Source organism: Vibrio sp. 10N.247.311.12 (genome assembly GCF_041467515.1).
GTDB lineage: Bacteria > Pseudomonadota > Gammaproteobacteria > Enterobacterales > Vibrionaceae > Vibrio > Vibrio crassostreae_C.
Window position 1 is genome coordinate 1 of the sequence record NZ_JBFSUV010000027.1, and the last position, 17072, is coordinate 17072.

Genomic DNA, 17072 nt, shown 5'->3' on the forward strand with positions numbered 1-17072 from the left:
TAGCGATTTAAGTTTTAGTGTCAACCACTATTTTCAAAACTTTTTTCAAGCGCTTAGCTTGGCTAATTTGACCTGCTGATTCGTTTTGGTTTCTTACGAAGCCATCCCGTGTTAGCGAGGTGGCATTATAGAGATTTCGATCACACTGGCAAGCCCTTTTTGAAGTTTTTCTTACTTTTTTGATTGTTCGAGCGTTTTTTGTTCAAAACACCCCATTTTCACTAGTATTCCTCTTAATTAAGGGCTTAAGGTGCCTATATAAAGGAGGATTTATGAGTTCAATACGCAGTTATAAAGGAATATCCCCTCAGATTGGGCAAGGTGTCTATATAGATACCAGTTCAGTACTGGTTGGTGATATCAAAATCGGTAACGACTCTAGCGTGTGGCCTTTGGTTGCAGCTCGAGGGGATGTGAACCACATTCATATTGGAGAGAGAACGAATATCCAAGATGGTAGTGTCTTGCACGTCACCCATAAGAATGCTGAAAACCCTGACGGTTATCCTCTCTTAATAGGTAATGATGTCACTATCGGGCATAAAGTAATGCTGCATGGCTGCACTATTGAGGATCGTGTACTTGTTGGTATGGGAGCGATCGTGTTGGATGGCGTGATTATCCAAAAAGAAGTGATGATTGGTGCTGGTAGCTTAGTGCCACCAAACAAGGTACTTGAAAGCGGTTACCTCTATGTAGGAAGCCCAGTAAAACAAGCTCGCCCATTAAATGATAAAGAGCGTGCCTTTCTACAGAAGTCTGCAGACAACTACGTTCAGAATAAAAATGACTATCTAGACTCTGTAATTTCAGTCTAAAGCGCTTTGATCTGAATCCGATTAGAGGAGTCATACTCCTCTTCTTCTATTAACTCTTCCGCTAGCTCTTCAATATCGAAACGTAACTCTGAAAAGATAACTAAAGCTTGATCGCCTTCTTCTATATCTTTACCTGCCAATCGTGATAATTCCTCAATAGACATGACACATTCAATCAATGCGCCCGACTGTTGTGCTGGGAACGTGATTGTTCGGCTCTCTTCATCCCAATCTTGGATATCAGGAAATAGAATTGATTGATTCATTTTTTATAAACACCCCATTACATCTCTAGATTTTTACGTAATTCTCTTAAAATCTGTTTTGTTCCCGGACGAAGACCACGCCAAAGCATAAAGCTTTCTGCTGCCTGCCCCACTAGCATACCCAAACCATCATAAGCAGCATGAACACCATTATCTAATGCCCATTGATTGAATACCGTCGTTCCAGATCCATAAACCATGTCATAAACGGCGCTAGTAGAATTGAAAATCACCTCAGACACTTCAGGAAGCTGCCCGCTTAGACCAGATGAGGTAGAGTTAATAATGACATCAAAGCCTTCATTAACATCACTTAGCCCCATCCCCTTGATGTTGCCATGCGACGAAAACATCTCAGCCAGAAGTTCAGCCTTGGAGCTGGTTCGATTAGCGACCACCAGCTGTTGTGGCTTTTGGTCGAGAAGAGGTTGAATCACTCCTCTCGCAGCACCACCAGCGCCAAGAAGAAGAACACGTGCTCCTTTTAGCGTGACTTGATGTTGAAGCAGGTCTTGAACTAAGCCCTCACCATCGGTGTTATCACCAATGATCTCTCCATCATCTAACTTCTTAAGGGTATTTACGGCACCAGCTAGTTCAGCTCTCTCAGTTAGGCGATTGGCTAACTGATAGGCATCTTCTTTAAAAGGCGCTGTGACATTGCACCCTCGACCACCTTCGCTGAAAAAGGTTTTGGCAGCAGTGATAAATTGACCGTGCTCTGGCTGTAATGCTGTATAGGTAAGTTGTTGGCTGGTTTGGCGAGCAAATAATGTGTGAATGAATGGCGATTTGCTTTGCCCAATAGGATTACCGAAAACGGCATAACGATCTACTTGCTGTGTCATATCCTTACCTAACAGAAATAATAAAAAGGGTCATCTATATAGATGACCCTATCACTATCCCTATAAGGAAGGAAGAACTACCAAACTCGAGGTTTGAGGTAGTCACTATAAAGCAGAGCTTCTGGTGAGCCCGCTTGCGGTTCATAGCGATATTCCCAACGAGCCAACGGCGGCATCGACATCAATATAGACTCTGTGCGCCCACCGCTTTGCAGGCCAAATAAGGTACCACGGTCGTAAACTAGGTTGAATTCAACATAGCGGCCACGACGGTATAGTTGGAAGTCACGCTCACGTTCGCCATAAGGTGTATCTTTGCGACGCTCGACAATAGGTAAGTACGCCGCAGCAAAACCTTCACCGACAGCCTGCATATAAGCAAAGCTCTTATCGAAACCCCACTCATTTAAGTCATCAAAGAACAGACCACCAACACCACGTGTTTCGTCTCGGTGAGGAAGATAGAAGTACTTATCACACCACTCTTTGTGTTCTTGATAAACATCATCACCAAACGGCGCACAAAGATCTTTAGCAGTTTGATGCCAAGATTGGCAATCTTCATCGACAGGATAAAATGGCGTTAAGTCAAAACCACCACCAAACCACCAAATCGGGTCTTCCCCTTCTTTTTCCGCAATGAAGAATCGAACGTTCGCGTGTGAGGTTGGGATATATGGGTTTTTAGGGTGGATAACTAATGAAACCCCCATCGCCTCAAACTTACGTCCGGCTAACTCAGGACGGTGAGCGGTTGCAGAGGCAGGCATTGCTTTACCAGCGACGTGAGAGAAGTTAACTCCACCCTGTTCAAATAAAGCACCATTGGTCATCACGCGAGTACGACCACCGCCACCTAGACAATCGCCAGGTTCTCGCTCCCATGCATCTTCTTCAAACAACGCTACACCATCAGCTTGCTCAAGCTGCTGGCAAATCGAATCTTGTAGGCTCAGTAAAAACTGCTTTACTGCTTCTTTATCAATTGCTGACATCTTACTTCCTTTGCAGGGTTTAACCCTGTCTTAATATTTTCGACGTTTTTGCATCTCTAATTTCGCTTGGCTTCTCACGGCCACCCGTTTGGCCTTCTAGAATCGCGACTAAGTGTTGACCCAGTTGCTGTTGAACTTCTTCAGTCGTCATACAAGGCGGCTCGCCAGTCAGGTTGGCACTGGTAGAGGTTAACGGCTTGCCGAACTCATTACACATTCTTTGAACCAAAGGGTGATCCGTCACTCGTACCGCGATGGAATCAAACTGGCCGCTGACCCAGTCAGTAACTTTGCTGCTGGTTGGCATAATCCAAGTGACCGGACCTGGCCATGTCGCTTTCACTGTTACCAACTGTTCTTCCGTCAACTGGCTTTCATCAATATAAGGAAGCAGCTGCTCGTAACTTGCAGCAATCAAGATCAAGCCCTTTTCAACTGGACGCTGTTTTAACTCGAGTAATTTCTTGATGGCATGTGGATTATCAGGATCACAACCAACCCCAAAAACGCCTTCGGTCGGGTAAGCAATGACTTCACCTTGTTGTAATGCCTGCAATGTATGTTGAAAGTTATCCACGGGTTGCCTCATTAAGTCAGTTATCGAACTCGCTAAGTGTACAAATTATCATTCACTGTTACTAAAGCTATTTGTTTATAAAATGTATCAATTAACAACTTAGACTGACGCAAACGTTTTCCTTAAGTAATTTTACCCGTATAATGCGCGCAAAATATCTAATCACTAATTAAATCGTACCTGAAGGAGTTTGAGATGACTGTCGGTATTATCATGGGTTCTAAATCTGATTGGCCAACAATGAAGCTAGCTGCAGAAATGTTGGATCAGTTTGGCGTGGCGTACGAAACAAAAGTGGTTTCTGCTCACCGCACACCTCAGTTGCTTGCAGACTACGCAACCAGTGCGAAAGAGCGCGGTATTAAAGTAATTATTGCTGGTGCTGGCGGTGCAGCGCACCTTCCGGGCATGGCTGCTGCTTTCACAAGCGTACCAGTTCTGGGTGTTCCAGTTCAGTCTAAAGCACTGAAAGGCATGGACTCTCTGCTTTCTATCGTGCAGATGCCAAAAGGTATCGCGGTAGGTACTTTGGCTATCGGTGAAGCTGGTGCTGCCAATGCAGGTATCCTAGCCGCTCAAATCATTGGTACACACAATGAAGAAGTAATGGCAAAAGTAGAAGCATTCCGTTCTGAGCAAACAGAAACGGTTTTGGCTAATCCAAACCCTGCAGAGGACTAATTTCCATGCATGTTCTTGTGTTAGGCGCGGGCCAACTTGCTCGCATGATGTCCCTAGCTGGGGCACCGCTGAATATTGAAATTTCTGCTTTTGATGTTGGCAGCAAAAATATTGTTCACCCATTAACGCAAGCGATTCTAGGTAACGGCTTAGAAAATGCGATTGAGCGTGCGGACGTCATTACTGCTGAATTCGAACATATTCCTCACGATGTACTTGAGGTGTGTGAGCGCAGCGGTAAGTTCTTACCGACAACAGAAGCAATCAAAGCTGGCGGTGACCGTCGCCTTGAAAAAGCGCTGTTAGACGAAGCGAACGTAAAAAACGCTAAGTACTATGTGATTAATGCTCGTGAAGACTTTGACGCAGCAATTGCTCATGTTGGCCTACCTATGGTGTTGAAGAGCACACTTGGTGGCTACGATGGCAAAGGCCAATGGCGTTTAAAGACCTTAGACAACGTTGAAGCAACTTGGGCAGAAATGGCTGAGTGCATTACCGCGACCGACAATCAAGCGATTGTGGCTGAAGAGTTTGTTCCGTTTGACCGCGAAGTATCACTGGTTGGTGCTCGTGATACCAATGGCGAGGTTCAAGTGTATCCACTGGCTGAGAATGTTCACACCGACGGCGTGTTGAGCTTATCGACAGCGATTGATGACATTGAACTGCAAGAGCAAGCTAAAGCCATGTTCACTGCCGTTGCTGAGCGTTTAGATTACGTTGGCGTGCTAGCACTTGAGTTCTTTGATGTTCAAGGTTCACTGCTTGTTAATGAGATTGCACCACGTGTTCATAACTCGGGCCACTGGACGCAACAAGGCGCAGAGACTTGTCAGTTTGAAAACCACCTACGTGCAGTGTGTGGCATGCCACTAGGTAGCACTAAACTGATTCGTCCAACCGCAATGATCAACATTCTTGGCGAAGATACTCTTCCTGAGGCTATTCTTGCTCAAGGTGGTTGTCATGTTCATTGGTATGGCAAAGAAAAGCGTGCAGGTCGCAAGATGGGTCACATTAACGTGAGCGCTGACTACAACGCAGAATTACAAAGAGCTTTGTGCTCATTGGCTGAGATTCTTGATAAGCAAGCCTACCCTGCTGTGCATGAGTTTGCTGAGCAGATGAAGTAAGCCTACATTGGCTTATTGATATAAAAAGTTTATTGGATACAAAAACGGCGCTCAGTGAGCGCCGTTTTTTTGTGTCTATAATATCGAGTTATTGAGATTGAATGTGGTGACACTTGCGATCAGCGCATTGCTTCTTGGTACCACTGGCTGTTTTCTTCTCAAGTAACAACGGGAACTGGCACTGTTCACAACGACCTATAACAGGTGGCTGATTAACGGCGAACTTACACTTAGGGTAGTTATCACACGCATAGAAGGTTTTGCCATAGCGAGATTTACGCTCAACCAAGTGGCCTCGACCACACTCAGGGCAGGCAACAAGTGGCTGCTCTTCAGGTTGTTCTTTCGGTTGGTCCAAAGATTCGATGTGATTACACTCTGGATAACTGCTACAGCCAATGAACATCCCAAAGCGACCTTGCCTTAATACCAATTCGTTTTGGCATTTAGGACACGGAACGCCCAGCTCTTTCACCACATGACCATCATTTTGATGAAGAGGCTTGATGTAATCACAGCTCGGATACTGCTTACAGCCTAAAAATGGGCCGTGCTTACCATGGCGAAGCTGAAGCTCCCCACCACACTGTGGACATGGTTCATGCTCTAACGCATGTTCATGTGCTGAAAAAAGCTGATTATCAATCTTACTACTCATGATAAGCCTGTATTAATGCAAGATACCTTGCTCTTTGGTGTACAACAGCTCTTCCATTTGCGTGTAAGCACTTTCATTACCCGGTACATTGAACAGTACCATTAAGATAATCCACTTCAGATCATCCAACTCAAATTCATTGGTCTCTAACCCCATGACACGATCAATCACCATTTCACGAATCTCTGTCGTGAGGACGTTGATCTGCTCAAGGAACAACAAGAAACCACGACACTCCATATTAATACGTGATATCTCTTTACTTGTGTAAACACGCATCGAGGTATTAGAGCACATAGTAATCGCCGCTTGGTTATCGGTATCTTGCAGTGCAGCAAGGTCTTCTAACCAATGGAGAGCCTTATAAATATCATCTTGGTGAAACCCCGCTCGAAGAAGTTCATCTTCAAGTTCGTCTTGATCCACCTGCAATTCAGAATCGCTATGGATGTAGGTTTCAAACAAGTACATCAGTATGTCCATCATCATAGCTTAGCCTCTCCCCTTTCGAATATAGCCACCGGAAACTGCAACAACATGCCCTGAGAGCTCAAGCTCTAAAAGCTGCATCATGACTTCATGCACAGGTATATGGGTTCTCTGTGCCAAAATATCAACGGGTGTCGCCTCTAATCCTACGTTAGCTAACAGCTGTGGAAATGGCAATTGTTCATTTTCACCCTCATTCGGCGTAGGTTCGAATAAGCTCGGCTGCTGATCTATAGACCAGTCTAACAGACTCTTTATTTCGATCAGAACATCTTGAGCATTTTGCACCAAACATGCGCCAGCTTTAATTAAGCTATTACCTCCTCGGCTGGTTGGGCTATGAATTGAACCAGGCAGCGCAAACACCTCTCGACCTTGCTCCATGGCATAGCGAGCTGTAATCAAAGAGCCACTCTTCTCAGCCGCTTCAACTACCAAGGTTCCGAGCGATAACCCACTTATAATACGGTTACGCCGCGGGAAATGTTCAGGTCGAGGTTTAGCGCTTGGACGGAACTCTGAGATCAGCGCGCCATTCTCACAAATTCTATCCGCTAGATTTCGGTGACGTGCAGGGTAAATGGAGTCCAAGCCAGACCCCAACACTGCAAAAGTTTCCCCTCTTTTATCTAGAGCACCATCATGAGCATAGCCATCGATACCTAAAGCTAAGCCACTGGTGACAATTAAACCGTTTTGGACAAACTCTTTGGCGAAGGACTTGGCGGTCTGCAGTCCTTCAATACTGGCATTGCGGCTGCCGACCATCGCGATTTGAGGCTCGATCAGTTTTTCAACGTGACCTTTAACGAAAAGAACACTGGGCGCAGAGGCAATCTCATTAAGCAGTTTGGGATAATGTGGGCAATTAGGGGTAATGATGTGATGGTTAGGCTGTTTTGCTTGCCATGATAAGCAAGCCTCCACTTCTCTTGGGGCTTGCTCTCTTAGATAAGAAATTTGTTTGCCTGATAAACCCATCACTTGCAGCTGCTGGCTTGAGTAGCCAACAATGTTCGAAGGGGAATCGATACTCAGCAGGCGAGAAAGGCGTTTGCCACCCAATTGAGGAACAAAACTTAGAGTTAGCCAAGCACTCAGTTGTTGCTCATTCACTCGGTGCCCTTAACCTCTTCTGTCAAAGCAAGATCCAAAGGCGATACTGCCAGAATGCCCTTGCTAACAGGCTTAGAGCTCTGAGTGATCAACGCGAGGCTAAAATACTCATAAGGACGAATGACCATCAAGCTACCCAGCGAGGTACTTGGCAATTGCACCTTATCGCTCGCCGCAGACTCTTTGTAGCTGTATTTGCCTTGCTTACCAAACACCACCGCGCCGCTTTCGCTGAGGGTAAACATAGAGCCTTGGCGAAGATTGTCTTGCGAGCCTTTGTTAATAACCACAACCTGATTCTTTGCGCTGTATTGGCTGCCATCTAACGAACCCAAGATATTAGCAAATTGACCCGCCGCACTAGGTGCAGGATAAAACGTGGTAGAGAGCTTCACCTGATCAACACCAAGTTCTGGTAGCACAAGGTCGTTCAGCAATACCTCTTGCAGCTGAGTGTCTATCTGCAAGCTGCTGAACTCAGCATCCACTTCTTTTAAGCGCGCCGTGGCGACCAAACGCAAAGAGGTCATACTTGCTTGGGGTTGCTGCCGTTGGTAGGTTTCAACTGCGCGGTAGATACCCCACTTTTGATATTGTTGGTTACCTGAGATAAACAACCGGTCTGCACCCGATAAGAAACGTTTACCATCACTGGTTCCTAATACTCGTTGTGCCGATTCGATATCTTGCTGCTCTACCAAGCGATCAGACTGTAAATAAGGTAGAACCAGTCCCTCGTTGACGGTAGGTACTGCTTTCTTCTCAGAGACACGAATCTTAGGGCTAAGCTTGATAACAGGCTTGAGGCTCAATACAGGCTCGCCATTAATCCAAACCAAAGACAGTTTATCTCCGGGATAAATGAGATGAGGGTTTTCTATCTCTGGATTGACCTGCCATAACCTTGGCCACAACCATGGACTATCGAGATACATCGCAGAGATATCCCACAAAGTATCGCCCTTAACCACCACATACGCCTCAGGTGCGCCCTGTTTAATGGTTAAAGGTTGCTCACTATTTTCAGCCGTAGCGGCGAACGAAATCGAGGCACAAATAAGAGATAAAGCAGGCAATAAATGACGCATGACCTAGGTTCCTTGGTCTGAATATATGACATCTGATTGGAGAATTACCTTCAGGATGCTGTCATTTGACCTCTAAAATGTCTAGAATTGAGCCAACAAGGTTTAAGCTGTTTCGGCACAGTTCAATATTTCGAGTGTATATGTCTGTATTACAAGTATTAACATTACCAGATGATCGTCTACGTACCGTGGCGAAACCGGTAAAAGAAGTTACCCCAGAGATTCAAAAGTTCGTTGATGACATGATTGAAACCATGTACGACGAAGAAGGTATCGGCCTTGCGGCAACGCAAGTAGATTTCCACCAACGCATCGTTGTTATCGATATTTCAGAAACACGTGATGAGCCAATGGTGCTTATCAACCCTGAAATTACTGAGAAGCGCGGCGAAGATGGAATCGAAGAAGGCTGCCTATCTGTACCAGGCGCTCGAGCTCTAGTACCTCGCGCTGCAGAAGTAACGGTTAAAGCACTAGACCGTGACGGCAACGAATTCACATTCGACGCTGACGACCTTCTGGCTATCTGTGTTCAGCACGAACTTGACCACCTAGAAGGCAAGTTGTTTGTTGATTACCTATCGCCACTAAAGCGTAAACGTATCCAAGATAAGCTAGCGAAGATTAAACGTTTCAACGAGAAACAAGGTTAATAACCGCTGCTATTACTAAATTAGAAGGAAGCCTACCTTGAGTCAGTCTTTAAGAATTGTCTTTGCAGGTACTCCGGATTTCGCCGCCCGTCACTTGGCGGCGTTGTTGTCTTCGGAGCATGAAGTTGTTGCTGTTTACACACAGCCAGATCGCCCAGCAGGCCGCGGTAAAAAACTCACTGCGAGCCCAGTAAAAAACATCGCACTTGAAAACAATATTCCGGTTTACCAACCAGAAAACTTCAAGTCAGATGAGGCTAAGCAAGAGCTAGCTGAATTGAACGCTGACATCATGGTTGTTGTCGCTTACGGCTTATTGCTTCCGCAGGTTGTATTAGATACGCCTCGCTTAGGTTGTATCAACGTACATGGCTCTATCCTACCGCGCTGGCGTGGTGCTGCTCCGATTCAACGCTCTATTTGGGCAGGTGATAAAGAGACAGGCGTGACGATCATGCAGATGGATATCGGCCTAGATACTGGCGACATGCTAAGCATCGCAACGCTGCCTATCGAAGCGACAGATACTAGCGCATCAATGTACGAGAAGTTAGCGGGTCTTGGCCCTGACGCGCTTGTTGAATGTCTAGCGGACATCGCTTCTGGCAAAGCAGTTGCAGAAAAGCAAGACGATGAGCTTGCTAACTACGCGAAGAAGCTAAGTAAAGAAGAAGCGCGTATCAACTGGAGTGATGAAGCTGCGCATATTGAGCGCTGCGTTCGTGCCTTCAACCCATGGCCAATGAGCCACTTTGAAGCCGCTGAGAACAGCATTAAAGTATGGCAAAGCCGTGTGGCAGAGCAAACTTCTGATAAGCCTGCAGGTACCATTCTGCAAGCGGATAAAACTGGTATCTATGTAGCGACAGGACAAGGTGTACTTGTTCTTGAACAGCTGCAAGTTCCAGGTAAAAAAGCCATGTCAGTTCAGGATATCTTGAACTCACGTGCAAGCTGGTTTGAAGTTGGTACACAGCTTTCTTAATCCGCTTTTAAAGCTGCTAATTACGCAGCTAAGAAAACCTTTACGAGGGCAGAGATGCCCTCATGTATTCAAATAAATATTCGGTACCCCTCATGAATGTTCGCGCTGCTGCTGCAAATGTCCTATTCCAAGTTGTCGATAAAGGCCACTCTCTGTCACACGCTCTCCCTGCGGCTCAAAAAACGATCCGTCCACGAGACCATGCTCTACTGCAAGAGATTTGCTACGGCGCACTTCGTTACCTGCCTCGTTTAGAGTCAATCGCTAACGAACTGATGGAAAACCCGCTTAAAGGTAAAAAGCGTGTATTCCACCACCTAATCTTGGTGGGCATTTACCAACTAAGCTTCATGCGTATCCCTTCGCATGCCGCGGTTGCTGAAACGGTTGAGGGCACTAAAACACTGCGTGGTCCAAGCCTGAGTGGTTTGATCAACGCTGTGCTACGTAGCTACCTACGTGACCAAGAAGAACTGGACGAGAAAGCCGTTAGTCACAATGCAGGCAAATACGGCCACCCAAGCTGGATTCTAAAAATGCTTCAAGAGAGCTACCCAGATCAATGGGAGCAACTGGTTGAAGCAAACAACAGTAAGGCACCAATGTGGCTGCGCGTTAACCGCCAACACCACACTCGTGACGAGTATGTTGAACTACTTAAAAACGAAAACATTGAATACACATTGCACCCAGAAGCAGCCGATGCCATAAAATTAGCTGCACCTTGTGATGTTACTTTGCTTCCTGGCTTCGACAGAGGTTGGGTATCAGTGCAAGACGCTGCCGCTCAGCTTTCGGTTGACTACCTAACACCAAAAGATGGTGAGCTGATCTTAGATTGTTGTGCTGCGCCAGGTGGTAAAACGGCACACATTCTTGAGCACACTCAAGACACTGAAGTGGTTGCGATTGACTGCGACATTAAACGTCTAGACCGCGTTTACGATAACCTTGAGCGTCTACAACTGCGTGCCGACGTAATTTGTGGTGATGCTCGCTACCCTGAAGAGTGGTGGATGGGTGATAAGTTCGACCGTATCCTACTTGATGCACCTTGTTCAGCGACTGGCGTAATTCGCCGTCACCCTGATATCAAGTGGCTACGTCGTGCGTCTGACATTGATGCGCTGGCTGAACTGCAAAGCGAGATTATGGATGCAATGTGGCGTCAGCTGAAAGAAGGCGGCACCATGGTTTATGCGACTTGTTCTATCACGCCGCAAGAAAACGTGCTGCAAGTGAAAGCATTCCTAGCACGCACTGAGAACGCTAGGTTGGTTGGGTCTGATATCGAAAATCCGGGTCGTCAAATACTACCTGGAGAAGAAGATATGGATGGCTTCTACTACGCAGTTCTAGTAAAACAGGCATAACAACTAACAGCGGCTAAGAATTTATTTCTTAGCCGCTGTTTCTTTCTAGTGCATTATCAAAATAAAGTTAGATAACTAGAATTACCACGGTAAAGAAAAGAGAAAGGCTATGAAGATCATTATCCTAGGTGCTGGACAAGTTGGCGGTACCCTTGCTGAAAACCTGGTTGGTGAAAACAACGACATCACCATTGTCGACCGTAATGCTGACCGACTTCGTGAACTTCAGGATAAGTACGACCTTAGGGTTGTAAACGGTTATGCCAGCCACCCAAACACACTACGTGAAGCGGGTGCGCAAGATGCCGACATGTTGGTTGCCGTAACCAACATGGATGAAACCAACATGGCTGCGTGTCAGGTTGCTTTCTCTCTTTTCAATACGCCGAACCGAATTGCTCGTATTCGCTCTCCTCAATACCTAGAAGAGAAAGAAGCGTTATTCAAATCAGGTGCCATCCCAGTCGATCACCTGATCGCACCCGAAGAGCTAGTGACCAGCTACATCGAGCGCCTGATTCAATACCCAGGCGCACTGCAGGTTGTGAGCTTTGCTGAACAGAAGGTTAGCCTAGTAGCAGTAAAAGCCTACTACGGTGGTCCACTGGTTGGTAACGCATTGTCTGCTTTGCGTGAGCACATGCCGCACATTGATACCCGTGTTGCCGCTATTTTCCGTCAAGGTCGCCCTATTCGTCCACAAGGCACCACCATCATTGAAGCCGATGATGAAGTGTTCTTCGTCGCAGCGAGTAACCACATCCGCTCAGTAATGAGTGAGCTACAGCGCCTAGAGAAACCGTACCGCCGCATCATGATTGTCGGTGGTGGTAACATTGGTGCAAGCTTGGCAAAACGCCTTGAGCAGAGCTACAGTATCAAGCTTATCGAGCGCAGCTACACTCGCGCCGAGAAGCTGTCTGAAGAATTAGAAAACACCATCGTATTCTGTGGTGATGCCGCCGATCAAGAGCTGCTGACCGAGGAGAACATCGATCAAGTGGACGTGTTCATCGCCCTAACCAATGAAGATGAAACCAACATCATGTCAGCCATGCTGGCGAAGCGAATGGGTGCCAAGAAGGTAATGGTACTGATTCAGCGTGGTGCTTACGTAGACCTTGTTCAGGGTGGTGTGATTGATATTGCTATCTCGCCACAGCAAGCGACCATTTCTGCGCTGCTTACTCACGTTCGTCGTGCTGATATCGTAAACGTATCCTCTCTACGTCGCGGCGCTGCAGAGGCGATCGAAGCGATTGCTCACGGTGACGAAACCACCTCTAAAGTGGTTGGCCGAGCGATTGGCGACATCAAGTTACCACCGGGCACCACTATTGGTGCGATTGTTCGCGGAGAAGAAGTACTTATCGCGCACGATAGAACCGTAATCGAACAGGATGACCACGTAGTGATGTTCCTAGTGGACAAGAAATACGTACCGGATGTTGAGTCTCTATTCCAACCGAGCCCGTTCTTCTTATAGCCTTGTTCTCGTAAGTATCTTCTCGCAACCTTCTTCTTGTGAGAACGACGCTTCGGCACAAAGCGATGGTCTATTAAGCTATGGTCAACTTTCGTCCGATATTATTAGTGATAGGGTTAGTGTTATCAAAACTCGCCCTTTTCATGTACATCCCTACATTGGTTGCCTTTTTCACAGGCACCGGTGGCTTCCTCGAGTTTGGTCAATCGGTAGTGATCACGCACATTGTGGCGTTCATCTGCTTGAGTTTAGGCCGTTCAGCTAAGTTCCGACTTGGGGTGCGGGACATGTTCCTGATCACCTCTCTGGTATGGACGATAGCCAGTGCCTTTGCCGCACTGCCGTTTGTCTTCATCAACCACATCAGCTTCACTGACGCCTATTTTGAAACCATGTCTGGTATCACCACAACAGGCTCAACCGTATTAAGCGGCTTAGACAGCATGGCACCAAGTATTCTGTTGTGGCGTTCTATACTGCAATGGTTAGGTGGCATCGGCTTCATCGTTATGGCGGTAGCGGTTCTGCCAATGCTCAACGTCGGTGGCATGCGCCTGTTCCAAACCGAATCATCAGATTGGTCAGATAAAAGCAGCCCACGAGCAAAAACGGTCGCGAAGAACATCGTAGCGGTTTATCTGGTTCTGACTGGCTTGTGCATCATTAGCTATTTGTTTGCAGGTATGGGCATCTTTGACGCGATCAATCATGCCTTCACAACACTGTCTACAGGTGGTTACTCAACATCAGATGGCTCGATGAACCATTTCTCCAACAGTGCTCACTGGGTGGGAACCCTGTTCATGTTCCTTGGTGGTCTGCCATTCCTACTGTTTGTTAGCGCACTGCGTGGTAGAAAACTCTCAATCCTCTACAAAGACGCGCAAGTGAGAGGCTTCACCTATCTATTCTTGGTCACCAGTGCCGTGATATCGACATGGTTGGTGGTTAGAGATGACTACACAGTCATGGATGCGATGCGTGTTTCGATGTTCAACATTGTATCTGTTGTGACTACAACCGGTTTTGGCTTAGAAGACTTCACCGCGTGGGGCGCTTTGCCTACCACGCTGTTTGCCTTTTTAATGATGGCGGGCGCGTGCTCAGGTTCAACCTCTGGCGGTATCAAAATCTTCCGCTTCCAGATCGCGATGACCATGCTTCATAAACAAATGATGAAGCTGATTCACCCGTCGGGCGTGTTTGTTCAACGTTACAATCAGCGACCTGTGAATGACGACATTGTGCGTTCACTGGTCGCATTTGGTTTGATGTTTTTTATTACGATTATCTTAATTGCAGGTGGCTTGAGCGCGATGGGGCTTGATCCCGTGACCAGTATATCTGGCGCTATCACAGCCGTTGCCAACGTTGGTCCTGGTATGGGCAGCGTTATCGGTCCAACCGGGAACTTTGCTCCACTGCCCGACGCTGCTAAGTGGTTATTAAGCCTTGGTATGTTGATGGGAAGGCTTGAGATACTGACGCTGATCGTTCTATTCTTCCCAGCCTTTTGGCGACGTTAACCAAGCACAAAATCAAGGAAACACAGATGAAATCATACGTACTTCTCGCTAGCGCATTGCTCGCAAACTCAGTATTCGTAAGTTCTGCCTTTGCTGATCAAATGGTCACACTGCCTGATGGAAAACAAGTGTTACTCAAAGATGATTTTACTTGGCAATACGTGGCACCGAAGCAAACGGAAACAGCAACGACAACATCAGAGATCGAAGCGCCTATTGCAGCAGCCCCTGTCGTAGCCGTACCTGTCGCAACGAACACGCGTGGCACTACGATTGTGGTTAATAGTAAAAAGCCAAGCTTACAGCTGTCTCAGTCAGGAGTGGATGTTGTACTGGGTGCAAGTCGCTATGAAGATGGTGAGCTTATCATTCCGACAGCCATCACTAACCAAGGCACTCAAGCGGTCATTTTGGTATCACTTAACATCAGCGTATTTACTGCAGAAGGTGAGTTGTTGGCAGAAGAAGAAGTTGCTGTGTGGAAATCAATCAAACGAATGGCCGACACATACCTACGACCAAAGACGGGTGAAGAAGGCAAGCTCATCAAGCTCGACCTAGAACAACACCCTGAATATCAGATTAAAGCTGAGATTACTGAGGTACTGGCTCGCTAAACCGGAGTCACGTACAAATAAATAGCGAAGAAATGGCAAGCGCAGCCCGCCAACACAAACAAATGCCAGATGGCATGATTGTAAGGGATGCGTTTTGCCACATAGAAAATCACACCCAACGAGTAAATCACGCCACCGAGTGCTAGTAGCACCAAACCACCCATCTCGATATTCATCGCCAGTTGATAAACCACAATCAGCGATAACCAACCCATCGCCAAGTAAGTCACCAATGACAAACGCTTAAATCGGTAGACGAAGGCAATCTTCATAATGATTCCGACTAGCGCGATACCCCAAATCACTGCCATCAAACCCATCGCCAATGGTGTTCTTAAACTCACCAATAAAAATGGCGTGTAACTGCCCGCGATCAATAAGTAGATCGCACAGTGATCGAGAGTTTTCAGTAATCGCTTGGTCTTTTCTGTGGTGATCGAGTGATAAAGCGTGGAAGCGAGAAAGAGTAGGATAATACTGCTGCCATATACCGCCATGCTCGCAATAGTCAGTATGTCGGCTTGATGGTCAAACGCACGAATCAGCAGCAGGACTAAACCAACCACGCCAAGCACAACACCCAAGCCATGGGTTATCGCATTGGCGCGTTCTTCGATGTCACTGTATTCGCTCGCCGATGATGCAGACATGATTATCCTACTAGAGTAAATGTTCGATTTGCCTAGTATTGCACATTAAGCTTACACGTGTAAGCTTAAATTTTTATGACATCTTTTATGACATTAATAACGCCTAAACGGTGTGATGAAGCTAAGGTCTCTAAAGCTACAGAACCAAAGAGCTAACTAAGATGCGTTGTCTAGATACTCAAGTACCATCTTGCCCGCATCTTGTGGTGACGTATCCAATGGCACACTCAATTGACGCTGCAGTTGGCCAATGCCTAACAAGCTCGCCAACATGCCTTTTGCACCATCGCGATTACGGTCTATCTCAAACCACAACTTAAGCTCAGTTTCATCACGATGAGCAACCACTTCCAGTTCACGCCAGCGGCCATGATATGGACCAGTGGTAGGGACAAACTCAAACTCTTGAACAAATGGCAGTTCAAAGCCCTCTACTGCTTCGCACTCAACTTGGCGAATACGCAGCCCTTGAGCTTCAAGCTCGTTAAAAATACCATCGAGGAGTGCGTCAGGGCGCACCGTTAAGATGTCTTTATCCGATGGATCAATCGCCATCGCAATATCGAGCCCGGTTTCTAGCCACACCTTTGAATCACCAACCGTGACAGGTGTGTTCAGCGGGACATCAAACTCACATTCAAAATCACGGGTTTCACCCGGCTGAATAACAAAGGCATACGGCAGGCTCCATTTGGCCAACGAGTATGTCTGGTGCATTCGACGTGTTTGACCGCCCTCTTGCCTTTGCGAATTCATAGTAATTTCTTTGACGTAACGACAGCACAAGTTGAGATCGATATTGTCGATCTCTTGTGGCTGAGCGCCACCATAGACATGCACAATAATGCTCGCCTTCTTGCCTGGATAAAGCACTTCCTGTTGCAATACAGAATCCACCTTGGCAGATCCAATTCCAAAACTTGCTAACGTTTTCTTTAAGAACGACATATGCACCTCCTTTAAAGCATCATCTTAAGCCTGAAAGAGGTTCAAACTCAAATATACTGCTCACACTATTTTAGCTCTAATATCGTCTATTTATCACTCAGGCGTCGATCGATAACTTAGATAGTGATAATCTAAGCCTTGATATGCATGCATATCATTATC

Annotated in this window: 19 protein-coding genes; 9 read left to right on the forward strand and 10 right to left on the reverse strand. The window is 46.6% G+C overall.

The features are described 5' to 3' along the window. Nucleotides 1-272 precede the first annotated feature (272 nt). The gene (locus AB6E30_RS13030) at nt 273-818 is read left to right on the forward strand and encodes a gamma carbonic anhydrase family protein (RefSeq protein WP_017058763.1); all 546 of its coding nucleotides are present in this window, start codon (nt 273-275) and stop codon (nt 816-818) included. Here the strand turns inward: AB6E30_RS13030 and AB6E30_RS13035 are convergent. From AB6E30_RS13035 to AB6E30_RS13050, 4 genes are all read right to left on the reverse strand, one after another. After that, the gene (locus tag AB6E30_RS13035; protein ID WP_017058764.1) at nt 815-1084 is read right to left on the reverse strand and encodes a DUF1488 domain-containing protein; all 270 of its coding nucleotides are present in this window, start codon (nt 1082-1084) and stop codon (nt 815-817) included. The genes AB6E30_RS13030 and AB6E30_RS13035 overlap by 4 nt on opposite strands. Before the next feature lie 17 nt (nt 1085-1101). Beyond that, nucleotides 1102-1932: a shikimate dehydrogenase gene (aroE, locus tag AB6E30_RS13040; protein WP_017067739.1), complete on the reverse strand. Its 831-nt coding sequence runs from the start codon at nt 1930-1932 to the stop codon at nt 1102-1104. Nucleotides 1933-2009: 77 nt separating this feature from the next. After that, complete coding sequence (hemF, locus tag AB6E30_RS13045; protein WP_372103854.1) at nt 2010-2927, reverse strand: oxygen-dependent coproporphyrinogen oxidase; 918 nt, start codon at nt 2925-2927, stop codon at nt 2010-2012. A gap of 19 nt (nt 2928-2946) precedes the next feature. Next, nucleotides 2947-3504 (reverse strand): L-threonylcarbamoyladenylate synthase, encoded by a 558-nt coding sequence (locus AB6E30_RS13050; protein ID WP_017058767.1) that lies wholly within the window; start codon nt 3502-3504, stop codon nt 2947-2949. Between the two features lie 195 nt (nt 3505-3699). Between AB6E30_RS13050 and purE the strand changes: the two genes are divergently transcribed. After that, entirely contained in the window at nt 3700-4185 is a 486-nt protein-coding gene (gene purE / locus AB6E30_RS13055) for a 5-(carboxyamino)imidazole ribonucleotide mutase (RefSeq protein WP_004735777.1), read from the forward strand. Nucleotides 4186-4190: 5 nt separating this feature from the next. Continuing rightward, entirely contained in the window at nt 4191-5321 is a 1131-nt protein-coding gene (locus tag AB6E30_RS13060; protein WP_372103857.1) for a 5-(carboxyamino)imidazole ribonucleotide synthase, read from the forward strand. 88 nt (nt 5322-5409) lie between these two features. Here AB6E30_RS13060 and AB6E30_RS13065 read toward each other — a convergent pair whose 3' ends face one another. The 4 genes from AB6E30_RS13065 to AB6E30_RS13080 are packed head-to-tail and all read right to left on the reverse strand — an operon-like array spanning nt 5410 to nt 8672. Further along, on the reverse strand, nt 5410-5979 hold the full coding sequence (locus AB6E30_RS13065) for a type I DNA topoisomerase (RefSeq protein ID WP_017063003.1): 570 nt from the start codon (nt 5977-5979) through the stop codon (nt 5410-5412). Nucleotides 5980-5991: 12 nt separating this feature from the next. Next, nucleotides 5992-6468, reverse strand: coding sequence for a DUF494 family protein (locus AB6E30_RS13070; RefSeq protein ID WP_029235095.1), 477 nt, complete (start codon nt 6466-6468; stop codon nt 5992-5994). A 3-nt stretch (nt 6469-6471) separates the two neighbouring features. After that, nucleotides 6472-7584, reverse strand: a complete 1113-nt coding sequence (dprA, locus tag AB6E30_RS13075) for a DNA-processing protein DprA (RefSeq protein ID WP_372103860.1) — start codon at nt 7582-7584, stop codon at nt 6472-6474. After that, nucleotides 7581-8672, reverse strand: coding sequence for a LysM peptidoglycan-binding domain-containing protein (locus AB6E30_RS13080; protein WP_372103863.1), 1092 nt, complete (start codon nt 8670-8672; stop codon nt 7581-7583). The genes dprA and AB6E30_RS13080 overlap by 4 nt, the downstream gene beginning before the upstream one ends. 140 nt (nt 8673-8812) lie before the next feature. On the opposite strand from AB6E30_RS13080, the gene def reads away from it, so the two are divergent. From def to AB6E30_RS13110, 6 genes are all read left to right on the forward strand, one after another. After that, on the forward strand, nt 8813-9325 hold the full coding sequence (gene def / locus AB6E30_RS13085) for a peptide deformylase (protein ID WP_017058772.1): 513 nt from the start codon (nt 8813-8815) through the stop codon (nt 9323-9325). 37 nt (nt 9326-9362) lie between these two features. Then, nucleotides 9363-10310: a methionyl-tRNA formyltransferase gene (fmt, locus tag AB6E30_RS13090; RefSeq protein WP_017058773.1), complete on the forward strand. Its 948-nt coding sequence runs from the start codon at nt 9363-9365 to the stop codon at nt 10308-10310. Between the two features lie 92 nt (nt 10311-10402). Next, nucleotides 10403-11683: a 16S rRNA (cytosine(967)-C(5))-methyltransferase RsmB gene (gene rsmB, locus AB6E30_RS13095; RefSeq protein WP_372103866.1), complete on the forward strand. Its 1281-nt coding sequence runs from the start codon at nt 10403-10405 to the stop codon at nt 11681-11683. 109 nt (nt 11684-11792) lie between these two features. Beyond that, nucleotides 11793-13169: a Trk system potassium transporter TrkA gene (gene trkA / locus AB6E30_RS13100; RefSeq protein ID WP_004735766.1), complete on the forward strand. Its 1377-nt coding sequence runs from the start codon at nt 11793-11795 to the stop codon at nt 13167-13169. Between the two features lie 80 nt (nt 13170-13249). Then, nucleotides 13250-14695, forward strand: coding sequence for a TrkH family potassium uptake protein (locus AB6E30_RS13105; protein ID WP_048618336.1), 1446 nt, complete (start codon nt 13250-13252; stop codon nt 14693-14695). A gap of 26 nt (nt 14696-14721) precedes the next feature. Continuing rightward, nucleotides 14722-15312 carry a DUF3157 family protein gene (locus AB6E30_RS13110; protein WP_136977463.1) on the forward strand — a complete coding sequence of 197 codons (591 nt, stop codon included), beginning with the start codon at nt 14722-14724 and terminating at the stop codon, nt 15310-15312. On the opposite strand, the gene AB6E30_RS13115 is transcribed toward AB6E30_RS13110, so the two are convergent. Both AB6E30_RS13115 and AB6E30_RS13120 read right to left on the reverse strand, forming a co-directional pair. After that, nucleotides 15309-15962 carry a hemolysin III family protein gene (locus tag AB6E30_RS13115; RefSeq protein WP_017058777.1) on the reverse strand — a complete coding sequence of 218 codons (654 nt, stop codon included), beginning with the start codon at nt 15960-15962 and terminating at the stop codon, nt 15309-15311. The two genes, AB6E30_RS13110 and AB6E30_RS13115, sit on opposite strands and share 4 nt — an antisense overlap. Before the next feature lie 156 nt (nt 15963-16118). Beyond that, nucleotides 16119-16910: a sporulation protein gene (locus AB6E30_RS13120; protein ID WP_017071762.1), complete on the reverse strand. Its 792-nt coding sequence runs from the start codon at nt 16908-16910 to the stop codon at nt 16119-16121. Nucleotides 16911-17072 lie beyond the last annotated feature (162 nt).

Excerpts from the sequence above, each read along its gene's own strand:
- AB6E30_RS13105 (WP_048618336.1), top strand. The coding sequence starts at position 13,250 with ATGGTCAACTTTCGTCCGATATTATTAGTGATAGGGTTAGTGTTATCA.
- AB6E30_RS13065 (WP_017063003.1), bottom strand. The coding sequence starts at position 5,979 with ATGAGTAGTAAGATTGATAATCAGCTTTTTTCAGCACATGAACATGCG.
- purE (WP_004735777.1), top strand. The coding sequence starts at position 3,700 with ATGACTGTCGGTATTATCATGGGTTCTAAATCTGATTGGCCAACAATG.
- trkA (WP_004735766.1), top strand. The coding sequence starts at position 11,793 with ATGAAGATCATTATCCTAGGTGCTGGACAAGTTGGCGGTACCCTTGCT.
- AB6E30_RS13070 (WP_029235095.1), bottom strand. The coding sequence starts at position 6,468 with ATGATGATGGACATACTGATGTACTTGTTTGAAACCTACATCCATAGC.
- AB6E30_RS13035 (WP_017058764.1), bottom strand. The coding sequence starts at position 1,084 with ATGAATCAATCAATTCTATTTCCTGATATCCAAGATTGGGATGAAGAG.
- hemF (WP_372103854.1), bottom strand. The coding sequence starts at position 2,927 with ATGTCAGCAATTGATAAAGAAGCAGTAAAGCAGTTTTTACTGAGCCTA.
- AB6E30_RS13080 (WP_372103863.1), bottom strand. The coding sequence starts at position 8,672 with ATGCGTCATTTATTGCCTGCTTTATCTCTTATTTGTGCCTCGATTTCG.
- rsmB (WP_372103866.1), top strand. The coding sequence starts at position 10,403 with ATGAATGTTCGCGCTGCTGCTGCAAATGTCCTATTCCAAGTTGTCGAT.
- AB6E30_RS13120 (WP_017071762.1), bottom strand. The coding sequence starts at position 16,910 with ATGTCGTTCTTAAAGAAAACGTTAGCAAGTTTTGGAATTGGATCTGCC.
- aroE (WP_017067739.1), bottom strand. The coding sequence starts at position 1,932 with ATGACACAGCAAGTAGATCGTTATGCCGTTTTCGGTAATCCTATTGGG.
- AB6E30_RS13110 (WP_136977463.1), top strand. The coding sequence starts at position 14,722 with ATGAAATCATACGTACTTCTCGCTAGCGCATTGCTCGCAAACTCAGTA.
- AB6E30_RS13030 (WP_017058763.1), top strand. The coding sequence starts at position 273 with ATGAGTTCAATACGCAGTTATAAAGGAATATCCCCTCAGATTGGGCAA.
- AB6E30_RS13060 (WP_372103857.1), top strand. The coding sequence starts at position 4,191 with ATGCATGTTCTTGTGTTAGGCGCGGGCCAACTTGCTCGCATGATGTCC.
- def (WP_017058772.1), top strand. The coding sequence starts at position 8,813 with ATGTCTGTATTACAAGTATTAACATTACCAGATGATCGTCTACGTACC.
- AB6E30_RS13115 (WP_017058777.1), bottom strand. The coding sequence starts at position 15,962 with ATGTCTGCATCATCGGCGAGCGAATACAGTGACATCGAAGAACGCGCC.